The sequence below is a fragment of the Dokdonella sp. genome (genome assembly GCF_041395345.1).
GTDB lineage: Bacteria > Pseudomonadota > Gammaproteobacteria > Xanthomonadales > Rhodanobacteraceae > Dokdonella.
In genome coordinates, this window is record NZ_JAWLAR010000011.1 from 165472 (window position 1) to 177512 (window position 12041).

The 12041-nt window shown below is 61.1% G+C and carries 7 protein-coding genes and 2 pseudogenes; 5 read left to right on the top strand and 4 right to left on the bottom strand.

Annotated elements, in window-relative coordinates:
• Positions 1 to 200 precede the first annotated feature (200 nt).
• The 5 genes and pseudogenes from R3F00_RS11690 to R3F00_RS11710 form a co-directional block, all read left to right on the top strand.
• Entirely contained in the window at positions 201 to 3092 is a 2892-nt protein-coding gene (locus tag R3F00_RS11690) for an EAL domain-containing protein (protein WP_371281975.1), read from the top strand.
• A 119-nt stretch (positions 3093 to 3211) separates the two neighbouring features.
• Positions 3212 to 6916 carry a methylmalonyl-CoA mutase family protein gene (locus R3F00_RS11695; protein WP_371281976.1) on the top strand — a complete coding sequence of 1235 codons (3705 nt, stop codon included), beginning with the start codon at positions 3212 to 3214 and terminating at the stop codon, positions 6914 to 6916.
• 17 nt (positions 6917 to 6933) lie between these two features.
• A complete protein-coding gene (locus tag R3F00_RS11700) occupies positions 6934 to 7440 on the top strand; it encodes a hypothetical protein (RefSeq protein ID WP_371281977.1) in 507 nt (168 codons plus the stop codon).
• Positions 7433 to 7603: a hypothetical protein gene (locus R3F00_RS11705; RefSeq protein WP_371281978.1), complete on the top strand. Its 171-nt coding sequence runs from the start codon at positions 7433 to 7435 to the stop codon at positions 7601 to 7603. Before R3F00_RS11700 ends, R3F00_RS11705 begins: the two co-directional genes overlap by 8 nt.
• 192 nt (positions 7604 to 7795) lie before the next feature.
• Positions 7796 to 7990, top strand: a pseudogene (locus tag R3F00_RS11710) (transposase); the annotation flags it as partial.
• A gap of 407 nt (positions 7991 to 8397) precedes the next feature.
• On the opposite strand, the gene R3F00_RS11715 reads toward R3F00_RS11710, so the two are convergent.
• From R3F00_RS11715 to R3F00_RS11730, 4 genes and pseudogenes are all read right to left on the bottom strand, one after another.
• Positions 8398 to 9678, bottom strand: a complete 1281-nt coding sequence (locus R3F00_RS11715) for a dicarboxylate/amino acid:cation symporter (protein ID WP_371281979.1) — start codon at positions 9676 to 9678, stop codon at positions 8398 to 8400.
• Positions 9679 to 10107: 429 nt separating this feature from the next.
• The gene (locus R3F00_RS11720) at positions 10108 to 10899 is read right to left on the bottom strand and encodes a hypothetical protein (RefSeq protein WP_371281980.1); all 792 of its coding nucleotides are present in this window, start codon (positions 10897 to 10899) and stop codon (positions 10108 to 10110) included.
• 149 nt (positions 10900 to 11048) lie between these two features.
• Positions 11049 to 11318, bottom strand: a complete 270-nt coding sequence (locus R3F00_RS11725; protein ID WP_371281981.1) for a hypothetical protein — start codon at positions 11316 to 11318, stop codon at positions 11049 to 11051.
• Positions 11318 to 12041: pseudogene (locus tag R3F00_RS11730) on the bottom strand (TFIIB-type zinc ribbon-containing protein); the annotation flags it as partial. The pseudogene R3F00_RS11730 and the gene R3F00_RS11725, both read right to left, overlap by 1 nt.

Consider the following 12041-nt stretch of genomic DNA (forward strand, 5'->3'; position numbering starts at 1 on the left):
CACAACTTCCAGCAATCCGTCGGGATGCTCGAAGTGCCTGGGGGTTGATCGGCGCTTGCCAACGTGACGCCGCACCATGCAGCCTGTTGCGTATTGGCCTAAAGTGACGGGGCGGAGCCGCGTTGTCTCGGCAACGGCGACGCGTCGCGCGGAAGATTGACCAAATTCACCCGGGAGGCGGGTCAGTTTCAATGTCGAGCATGCAAGACAAACGTAGCGAGGAAACACCCCAGACGATCCGGCGCTCGTTTGGTGCTCGCCTGTTGCGCGTAAACGACATGGCTGCGCTTGGTGTGCTGGCTTCGCAGGAAGCGGCAGACCGATTCGGTATCCGCTCGATGTGTCTTTCCTGGAACACGGAAAGGACGCACGCCGACGGGCGCAGTGAATCCAGTGGTTGCTCGCCTGAGCGACTAGACAGTGAAGTTGCCGACGCCAGGCATGTGTTGCTGAGGGCGCCGAACGGCATGCAGGCAGAGCTCACCTGGGTTGCCGAATTCCGCGGCTCTGTTGTCTCTGGAGCCGACTGGGATCAGTTCCTGGCCGACATCAGCCAGAAGGCACGCAATCTGCTCGAAAGGGAATCCCTGGCTCATTCGGTGCGACGACTGGAGCGTGCCGAGCATGTGCAGCGAGCCCTGTTCGCCATCGCCAACATGGCCAGTTCCGATCTCGACATGCCCGACATGCTGCGCGGCATCCACGAGATCGTCGGCTGGTTGATGTACGCGGAAAATTTCTTCATCGCTTTGTATGAGCCTGAACGCGACAGCCTGCGTTTCCTGTATTTCGTCGACAGCGTCGATCAGGACATTTTCAGCCCGGACTGGGAATTCACCGCCAGCGAACTGCCAAACAGCCTGACCCTGGCCATGATCCGCAGCGGCGAATCGCAGATGGGCCCCTCCGAACAGGTACGCGAAGCGCTGGGCATCATGCGCGACGACACGCTTGGGCCGGAATCCGAAGACTGGCTTGGCGTACCGATGAATGGCGCCGCCGGTATCCGTGGCGCCATCGTCGTGCAGAGCTACTCGCCGGATACGCGCTATTCCGAGGAAGATCGCGCGCTGCTGAACTATGTGGCCCAGCACATCCTGACCGCGCTGGAACGCAAGCAGGCCAAGACCGATCTTGAAAAGCGCGTGGCCGAGCGCACCCAGGCACTGGCCAAGGCCATCGACGAACTGCAGCAGGAAGTCTCGGAACGCAAGCGGGGTGAACGCCTGCAGCGGGCCTTGTTCGGCATCGTCGAATGCGCGGCCGCGGCCGAATCCATGGGTGACTTCTACGCCAGCGTGCACGGGATTCTCGGCGAACTGCTGAACGCGCGGAACTTTTATATCGCGCTCGTGACGGAAGACGGGCAAGAGCTCGAGTTTCCCTATTCGGTCGACGAGATCAACCCGGTACGCCCGCGCCGGCCGATGGCGAACGGTATGACGGAATATGTTCTCGGGACGGGTCGCGCCTTGCTCGCCGACCGGACCGCCATCGACGCACTGGTGGGGTCGGGCAATGTGCAGCGGTTCGGAACCCGGGCCAGCTACTGGCTCGGTGTGCCGCTGATCTGCAACGAACATACCGTCGGCGTACTCGCGGTCCAGAGTTACACCCCCGATGCGCCATTCACCGAGCGCGATCAGGAATTGCTGACCTTCGTGGCCTACCACATCGCCAACGGCCTCGAGCGCAAGCGCGCCCAGGATTCGCTGGTGAAGGACAACGCCATGCTGGAGGCGCGCGTTGAAGAACGGACCCGCGCACTGGCCCATGCCAACAGCGATCTGGTCGGGCAGATCCGGGAGCGCGAACGCATCGAGGCACGCCTGACCCATGAAGCCTTTCACGATGCATTGACCGGACTGCCGAACCGGGCTCTGCTGCTGCAGCGGCTGGGAACCACGCTGGAGCGCTACCGCAAGGATGAAACCTGCAAATACGCGGTGTTGTTCCTCGATCTGGACCGTTTCAAGGTCGTCAACGACAGCGTCGGCCATCTGGTCGGCGATGAAATGCTCAAGCAGGCAGCCATGCGCCTGGCCAGCGCCTGCGCTCCCTTCATGGTGGCGCGTCTGGGCGGCGACGAATTCGCCGTGCTGGTTGATGATTTGCCCGATCCGTCTCTGGCGGCCACGGTCGCCGAACGCCTGCTGCGCGGTCTTGACGATCCCATCCGCGTGGCAAACAAGGAAATGTTCACCTCGGCCAGCATCGGAATCGCCTACGCCGACAAACACTACACGCGTGCCGAGGAGTTGCTGCGAGATGCCGATACGGCCATGTACAAGGCCAAGGCCCAGGGTCGTCAGCGCTACGAAATCTTCGATGAGCGTCTGCGCGCCGAAGCCATGCAGGCCCTCGATCTCGAAGGCGACCTGCGCCATGCGCTCGCGCGCCGCGAATTCGAGCCGCATTTCCAGTCGATCGTGAACCTGCAGGATGGCACGGTGCTGGGCTACGAGGCCCTGTTGCGCTGGAACCATCCGACACGCGGGCTACTGTTGCCGGCGGATTTCCTGGCGGCCGCGGAAGAGAACGGCTCCATCGAGCAGATCGACTGGCAGATGTTCGCGATGGCCTGCGAACGGGCCCGTCGCCTGCCGGAATCGACTTACATCTCGATCAACGTGTCGGCGCGCCGGTTGCGCGTGGCGGATTTCGACGAAATCGTGCTGCGCACGATTGCCAACAGCGGACTCAATCCCGGTCGGGTCAGGCTCGAGGTCACCGAGGGTGCGCTTCTGGACCAGCCGGACCAGATGCGCAGCATCCTGCTGCGCCTGCGCCAGGCCGGTGTCCTGGTCCAGCTGGATGACTTCGGCACTGGCTACTCCTCACTGAGCTACCTGCACCGTTTCCCGATCCATTCGCTCAAGATCGACCGCTCGTTCGTTGCCGACCTCGCTGCCGAAAGCAGCAGCCGCGCGGTCGTCCGCGCCATCATCGCGCTGGCTGCATCGCTGGACGTCGAGGTGATCGGCGAGGGTATCGAGACCCCCGCGCAACGGGAGATGCTGATTGGCCTGGGCTGCAAGATCGGCCAGGGTTTCCTGTTCTCGCAACCGGTACTGATCGACTCGATCTGCTGAGATCCGGCGCCTGTCCCGCCCGGTACTTGCCGCCCATTTCATGCCGACGGGCTCGATCCTGCGTGATTTGCAGGTGACGCGGTAGAATTGCTGTCCCTCGCAGATAGCCGATCGCCGCCATGAGTACGACTGCCCAGAGCCTGCCCGCTACCGAATCGACCACGGACCGTGCGCCACTGCGCTTTGTGACAGCCGCCAGCCTGTTCGACGGCCATGACGCCGCGATCAACATCATGCGCCGCCTGATCCAGGCCCAGGGCGCGGAAGTGGTCCATCTTGGCCACAATCGCGCGGTCGAGGACGTGGTCAGGGCGGCCCTGCAGGAAGATGCCGACGCCATCGCGCTGTCGTCCTACCAGGGCGGCCACGTCGAGTATTTCAAGTACATGATCGACATGCTCAAGGAGCGCGGTGCCAGCCATATCCGGGTTTTCGGCGGTGGCGGTGGCACGATCACCCCCGAGGAAATCCGTGAGCTGCAGGCCTACGGCGTCGAGCGCATCTACCACCCCAACGACGGCATGCATCTCGGTCTGGTCGCGATGATCGAGGATGTGGTGGCGCGTGCGGAGCGCGCGCGGGATTCGGGATTGGGAAATCGGGATTCGAAGAAAGCTGCAAGCGCCGAGATTGCGGATATTGAAGACGAGATTTCTGTTGGGCGTGTGCTGACGGCTATTGAAAATGGTGAGTTCAGCGAGACTGAGCTGGTCAAGTTGCGGAAGCAATGGGCAGGGCCACGCTCTGACGAATCCCAAATCTCCAATATCGAATCCCACCGGCGCGGGGCGCCGGTCGTCGGCATCACCGGCACCGGCGGCGCGGGCAAATCCAGCGTTGTCGATGAGCTTCTGCTGCGTTTCCTGCACGCCTTTCCGACCATGCGCATTGCCGTGCTGGCGGTCGATCCGACCCGTCGTCGCTCGGGCGGCGCCTTGCTCGGTGATCGCATCCGCATGAACGCATTGCGCAATCATCGCGTCTTCATGCGTTCGATGGCGACGCGACGCCAGCATGCGGCAACCAGCGCCGTGCTCAAGGATTGCGTCAGCTTCCTCAAGGGCCAGGCCTACGACCTGGTCATTGTCGAAACGGCCGGCATCGGGCAGTCCGATTCGGAAATCGTCGATCTGGTCGATTTTCCGATGTACGTGATGACCAGCGACTACGGCGCGGCCAGCCAGCTCGAGAAAATCGACATGATCGATTTCGCCGAGCTGATCGTGCTCAACAAGTTCGACAAGCGCGGTGCGGAAGACGCCTTGCGCGACGTGCGCAAGCAGTGGAAGCGCAATCGGGTCAAGTTCCAGATTCCTGACGACGAAGTGCCGGTCTATCCGACCATCGCCAGCCAGTTCAATGATCCGGGCATCACCTGGATGTTCACCAACCTGTGTCGCCTGTTGCGCGAAAAGCTCAAGGTCGGAAGTGAAGGCGGCCTGGACTGGAAGCCCGATCTCGATACTTCGCTGAAGGAACCGCGCGCCACGGTTCTGATTCCGGGCGCCCGCGTGCGCTACCTCGCCGAGATCGCCGAGCAGGGCAGGGGCATCAACAGCGCCATCGAGAAGCAATCGGAAATCGCTGACCGCGCCCAGTCGCTCTGGACTGCACTCAAGGAGCTCGAGGATTCCGAGCTGCCCAAGGCCCTCGACCTGTACGACTCCAGGTTCCTTCTCCCCTCGGGAGAAGGTGCCCGCAGGACGGATGAGGGTACGCTCTCGAGTCAAACTCCAGGTACTCCCGAACCCTCATCCGATGCTTCGCGCCACCTTCTCCCGAAGGGAGAAGGAAGTGTTGTCGACCGCAGCCTGCTGACCCTCCGCCAACGCTACAACGACGCCATCCAGTCCCTCAGCGCCGACTCCCTGCGCCTGCTTCGCGGATGGCCGCAGCGCCTGAAGTCGATCACCGACGAATTCACCGAGTACGAAGTACGCGGCAAGGCGATCAAGGTCGAGAACTATCGTGAATCGCTCTCGCACCAGAAGGTCCCGAAGATCGCCGCGCCGACCTACAAGTCCTGGGGCGAACTGCTGGTGTTCCTGCAGAAGGAAAACCTGCCCGGCAGCTATCCGTACACCGGCGGCGTCTATCCGTATCGCCGTACTGGCGAGGATCCGATCCGCATGTTCGCCGGCGAAGGCACGCCGGAGCGTACCAATCGCCGCTTCCACTACCTCAGCGTCGGCCAGCCCGCGGCGCGTCTGTCGACCGCGTTCGATTCGGTCACCCTGTACGGAGAGGATCCCGCGCCGCGCCCCGACATCTACGGCAAGATCGGCAACTCCGGTGTCAACGTCCCGACCCTCGATGACATGAAGAAGCTCTACTCGGGCTTCAATCTGTGCGCGCCGACCACCTCGGTATCGATGACGATCAACGGCCCCGCGCCGATCATCCTCTCGATGTTCATGAACACGGCGATCGATCAGCAGGTCGAGCTGTATCTGAAGGAAGACGCCAAGCGCTGGGCCGAAGCCGAAAGGAAGATCGAAAAGTTCTTCGACGGCCGCCAGCGTCCCAGCTATTCGGGTGAGCTGCCGCCCACCAATGACGGCCTCGGCCTGGCCCTGCTCGGTATCTGCGGCGATCAGCTGGTCGATGCGGAAACCTATGCGCGCATCAAGTCCGACACCCTGCGTTCGGTACGCGGCACCGTCCAGGCCGATATCCTCAAAGAAGACCAGGCGCAGAACACCTGCATCTTCTCGACCGAGTTCGCCCTGCGCATGATGGGCGACATCCAGCAGTACTTCGTCAACCAGAAGGTGCGCAACTTCTATTCGGTATCGATCTCGGGTTATCACATCGCCGAAGCCGGCGCGAATCCGATCAGCCAGCTCGCCTTCACCCTGAGCAACGGGTTCACGATTGTCGAGTACTACCTTGCCCGTGGCATGAACATCGACGATTTCGCGCCGAATCTGAGCTTCTTTTTCTCCAACGGAATGGATCCGGAATACACCGTGATCGGCCGAGTCGCCCGACGCATCTGGGCGCGCGCCATGCGCGAACGCTACGGCGCCAACGAGCGCAGCCAGATGATGAAGTACCACATCCAGACTTCGGGTCGTTCACTGCACGCGCAGGAGATCCAGTTCAACGACATCCGCACCACGCTGCAGGCGCTGTACGCCCTGTTTGACAACTGCAACTCGCTGCACACTAATGCCTACGACGAGGCGATCACCACGCCGACCGAGGAAAGCGTGCGTCGCGCCGTGGCGATCCAGATGATCATCAACAAGGAGCTCGGCCTCAACTTCTGCGAGAACCCCTGGCAGGGCAGCTTCATCGTCGACAAGCTCACCGACATTGTCGAAGAAGCCGTCTACAAGGAGTTCGAGGCGATCAGCGATCGCGGCGGCGTACTCGGTGCCATGGATACGATGTACCAGCGTGGCAAGATCCAGGAAGAATCGATGTACTACGAGCACAAGAAGCACGATGGCTCCTTGCCCCTGGTCGGCGTCAATACCTTCCTGCCCAAGGAGCACGCCGGCGACATCGTCACCGAGATCGAGTTGATCCGTTCGACGGAGGAAGAGAAAGGCCAGCAGATCACCAACGTGCTCGGCTACCAGCAGAACCGCAACGTTCTTGCCCCCAGCGGCGAAACCTCGCACGCCCACGCGACAACGTCAGAAGAAGACGAAGCCGCCGAAGTGCATACAGGACACGGCCTGGGCTATCTCCAAAAGGCAGCAAGGGACCGCAAGAACGTCTTCGAAGCACTGATGGAAGCGGTCAAGACGCACTCGCTGGGGCAGATCAGTCATGCCCTCTACGATGTGGGCGGGGAGTATCGCAGGAACATGTAGGCGACGAGGCCGAGCCCATGGCGTTCAATGTTCGTCAAATATTCATTGCCCTTGCTGATGCGCGAGTGGAGTATGTCGTGGTGGGCGGCTTTGCGGTCATTCTGCATGGCTATCTGCGCGCTACCGCCGATCTGGACCTCGTCATCGGCCTGTCGCAAGCAAACTGCGAACGAGGATTGAAGGCGCTTTCCGACATCGGCTTTCAGCCGCGACTACCGGTTGATCTCTCAGACTTTGCGGATCCGGACAAACGACGAGAGTGGAGCGAGAAAGGAAACATGCTCGTCTTCCAGCTCTGGGATCCAGCCAATCCCCTGAGATCACTGGATCTCTTCATCAAGGAGCCGATTGATTTCCCCACCTTGCTACGTGATTCAGTCAGCAAGGACATCGGTGGCGCAAGCGTTCCGGTGGCCAGTATCGAGCACCTGATAGAAATGAAGCTGGCGACCGGACGCCCCAGGGACCAGGATGATGTCGCCAAACTACGGTTGATTCGAGAGGAGGCGGCGGGCTATGGATGAGCGGGCCGAAAAGGCTTTTCGCCAAGCTGAGCTCGAAAACCTGCGTGCCTGGGTGAAGCTCAGCACAGCCGACAAGGTGGATTTCTTTGAAGAAATGGTCGAGCTGGCCTATCTAAGTGGAGCGCTCCAGCCAGAGCGATTGAAGCTTAGGGATATTCCGTAGCAAGCATTACCTGCACATTCACGTGGCTTCCGGATGCGGTGAGGTCATCCCAATCACAGGGAGCCGAGCCCGCTGCTCACGAGGCCGCTCCGTTGGTGGTGATACCCCACGCCCGCGACGACCCCTGACCTGCCCCCAAGATTCAGTGCCAGCCTGATCCAAGTTAAGTCCGTTCTCCAGGAGAAGACGGATATGAATAAGCGATACACCGACGAGCAGACCATTGCCTTCCTCAAGCAGGCCGAAGCAGGTACGCCGATCAAGGAGCTGTGCCGCAAGCACGGCTTCAGCGATGTCTCGCTCTATCTGGGGCGACGCCGTTTCTGCGGCCTGACCCGTGCAGAGAGTGCCGGGTCACTACACTACCAAGCAAGGCAAGCACGACTAAACATGTAGCACCAAAACGGCAGCGAAAACAAGCGTATACGGGTGAAACGCCCCGAATTGGGGCAGGCAGGCGGCGCCAGAGCGGTGCCCGCGCGCGTCGCGTCCACCCGGTTGCACTTCTAAGGTGTGCCGTGCGATTGGGCCTGCGTGTGATGGCTTCGCGATCGGGAGCACTCGATCCCGGCTCGGATGTGCGGGAATGGGCAGGTGACAGGGCGAAATGGTGCCCGTCTTGCTGTCGCTCAAGATCAACGAGAAAGCAGCGGAATGAAGTCAGGGCAGGCGCGTGAATCGGTCAAATGCACTGGCCTGCGGGACATTGCCGACATGAGAGACGGAAGGTTGCAGGATTGTGTCTGTCCCGGTGCAACTTTTCTGGTCCCAAACCTGAGCTTTCGATAGCTCGATCAGCTCTCGGTCATCGTTGTCGCGCCCGCGTGCTGCGGATCCTCGAATCTCGCGATCACCATCGATCCGGCCAGATCGCCGGTGACGTTGATGGTGGTCCGCAACGCATCAAGCAGGCGATCCACGCCGAGGATGATGCCGATGCCTTCGGCTGGGATGCCGAACATGGTCATGATCATGGCGATGACCGGCAGCGAGCCACCGGGCACTCCAGCCGCGCCGATGGACCCGAATACGCACAGCAACAGAATCATGATCTGCTGGCTGAATGCGAGTTCCACGCCGAAGAACTGGGCAAGGAACAGCACGGTAACGCCCTCGAAAAGCGCCGTGCCATTCATGTTGGCCGTTGCACCGAGGGTGCACACGAAGCGTCCCACGTAATGCGGAATGCCAAGATTCTCCTCGGCAACCATCAACGTCGTCGGCAGCGTGGCGCTGCTTGACGAGGTGGACAGCGCAGTCAGAATGGCCGGCCGCGCGGCCCTGAAAAATGCGATCGGGTTGGTCTTGCCGAGCAATTTGAGCAGCAGTGGGAACACAACGAACATGTGGATCGCGAGTCCGCCGGCGACAACCAGCACGAAACGCCCGAGTTGTGCGAGCACGTCGTAACCCAGGCGTGCCGTGAGCGTGAACAAGAGTGCCGCGACGGCCCAGGGTGCCAGCTTGATGATCCAGTCGATGAGCAGGATGCAGATCTCGTAGAGCCCCTGCACCATGCCGAGGAAGCTGCGCGTGCCATCCGTGCGCAGCACCACGATGGCAATACCGACCAGGAGGCCAAAGAACATCACTCCGATCAGGTCGCCCTGCACAGCCGAACGCAACGGATTGTCCGGCACGATACGCACGAGCAGGTCGATGCCGGTGACGTCGGCCGCTCTCTCGAGCTTGGCACCGACAGTCGCCGCATTCTCGATCTGCAACTGCTCCGCGACCTCGGGCGGCAGACCGCGACCCGGCTGGAACGTGGTCACCATCAGATAGCCGATCGTGACTGCGATGCCGGTGACCAGCACGATCCACAGCAGAGTGCGCCTGCCGATACGCCCGAGTGTGCGGATATCGCCGATTTCGCTGACTCCGAGCACCAGCGCGGAGAACACCAGCGGTACCACCAGCATGAACAGCAGGCGCAGGAAGATCTGCCCGACAGGATCGGTGACGTACTCGATGAAGGGCGCCAGCCACACGGAATCCGTGGCGTAGATGTTCGCAAGGATACCGCCGACGATACCGACGACAAATCCGATCAGCATGCGCGTATGCAGCGGCATGGTTATCTCCCTGAAGCAATGTTGGCGACGCGCACTGCATGTGCTCTCGGATTTCTCCGATCGAGCAGCCGGTGCAACAGTGCGTACCTTGGCATGGTAGCGCCATCGAGCGGCGAACGGGAGACACGAATTCAAGCGAGGCGGGCTACGGACACTTGTGCCTGTTCCATCCAGAGGGTTCCTGCGCCAGCGAGCCGATCAACAGCGAGCCTGCCACGTTTGCCAAAGGAGGCACGATGCGGTTCAGGTGCACGTCGTCAGAGCAGGTGCGTCGGTTCCACGACATTGCCGTGGCAAATGGACATACCTCGATTGAGGCTGCGGCGGGCCTGCGCGAAAGCTCGTTCGGTGGATCGCACCTGGCCTACGTACGTGATCCGGACGCCAACACGCTCTGCGCGATGTATCGAGCCGGTAAAGGCCGCGGGGTCACGACTCACCGTCTGCGATCCAGTCCTTCAGATCGATCAATGGTTGCTGGGTCACCTCGATGAAACCGTCAGGCCGATCCATCGAAACCAGGAAGCTGATGACCGTGGCGAAGGAGAGTGCCAGCAGCACCGTGGCTTTCGAGCGTCTGGATTGCACGATCGCGGAGTGGTAGCCGATGCTCATCATTCCAAGGATTGTCAGACCGTACAACACGATCCAGATGCCCGACGGTATTCGCGATTCGCTGACGACATCCACGCGCGATGCCTGGGCGGATGCAACGTCATCGAGGGATTCGATCAACAGGGCCGCATAGTCGGAGTTCATGTCGCCATGGACATTGCGCATCGCGATGTCCCAAAGGCGTTTTTCAATCCGCTTGGAATCGAGCAACACGTTGTGCATGTGCGCAGGATCCATGTTGGATTTGTCGGCATAGGCCAGGCGCTGGTCGAGGTAGGATTTGACCAGTTCGCGAGCATCGGACCGGTCGATCGGACTGGGCAGCATGTCGGTCCGGTTGTAGAGGGTTCGAATGTCGTTGGCATCGTCGCGCACGAGCTGCATGCGCAGGTCGTAACGGTTGGCCACCATGCTGAAGGTAAACGCAAGCATGAATGCAGTCAGGCTGAGCACTGCGCCGGACACGCCGGAAATGGGCTCGCCTTTCTCCGGATTGTCCCCATGGTGCGCCCGCCTGCCGAGCGCGCTGCCCGCCTCGACGGAAACGAGGACCAGCACGATCGTCATCAGGAACAGGATCACCAGGGGGATCGGGTCAAGCACCATATGAGAGAACTCCAGAATTCGGGGCCGCATTCCTGTTGTCGGGCGGCCAAACGCATGTCGGCGGCGAAGGACACGAGCCTGGGTCGAACTCCGTGTTCAGCATCGACGATTTCCGGGTGGGTCGGTCAACTGGTTTCAGTGCCGAGGTTTCAGTCGTCCTGCCTTGTCGCACGTTGAATCCTTTGCACGCGCGAGCGATAGGCATGCACGTTGTCTCCCCTGATGCGCGTCTCTCGGGTGCCTTTTACCTCGCCGACCTGATGTTCTGTGCCAGTCACCGGCTTGGCGTCGACGGCGGTTTCGCGTTCGAAGGCGTGCGATTTGTCGGTGTTGCGGTAATACCGGTACAACATCCAGTACAGCGCGGTCGCGCTGGCCGGTCCGGCCGCGAGTAGCCATAGTCCACTGTCGTCGCTCATTACATGTTCCCCACGATCCAGATTGCAATGCCCTCGACAAAGGTGCCGACGGTCAGCGCGGTCGTGATGAGCTTCCATTGCTGGACCGGCACGCTGCCCATGGTTTCACCGGTGCGGCCGTTCACTGCGATGTAGTGCAGCATGCCGCCATTGCTTCCGGGCTGGTGATAGGAATAAAGCCATACCGGGAGGTACATCGCCGCCCAGCGCGTGCCGTGTACGTCGAGCCCTTCCTGTTCCCAGCGCACACCGCGATCGTAGCGACTGACGGATTGCACGACCTGGGCACGGGCGATCGAGAGCAGCTGATCCTCCAGCCGCGGAACCAGGCGCTCCACGTTGAGGTTGCGCTTTTCCGAGCTGTAGCCCGAAAGGTAGGACGCGTTCCACTTCACTGCGTTCTTGGTATCGAACGGCAGGATCGTGTTGATGATGTTGTTGGTGTTGGCGCGCGTATCCAGGTTGCCTCGCTCGCTGGAAGATTCCAGTGGCAGGTCGTCGACGGTGAAATCCACGTGCCGTTGCACCTGATACACGTCGGCATCGTAGTAGGTCTTTTTCTTGTCGCCGCTACCCTTGGTGTAGGTGCGCGTGAGGATTTCACCCTGGCCGGCCACGTCGGCGCTGGCCTTGCCGTCGACGATCATGTAGGGCAGGTAGACCCCGATCACGTTCTCGGGCGTGAACTCGTCCTTGAACGCCTTCAGCGCGAACAGTCTCCGC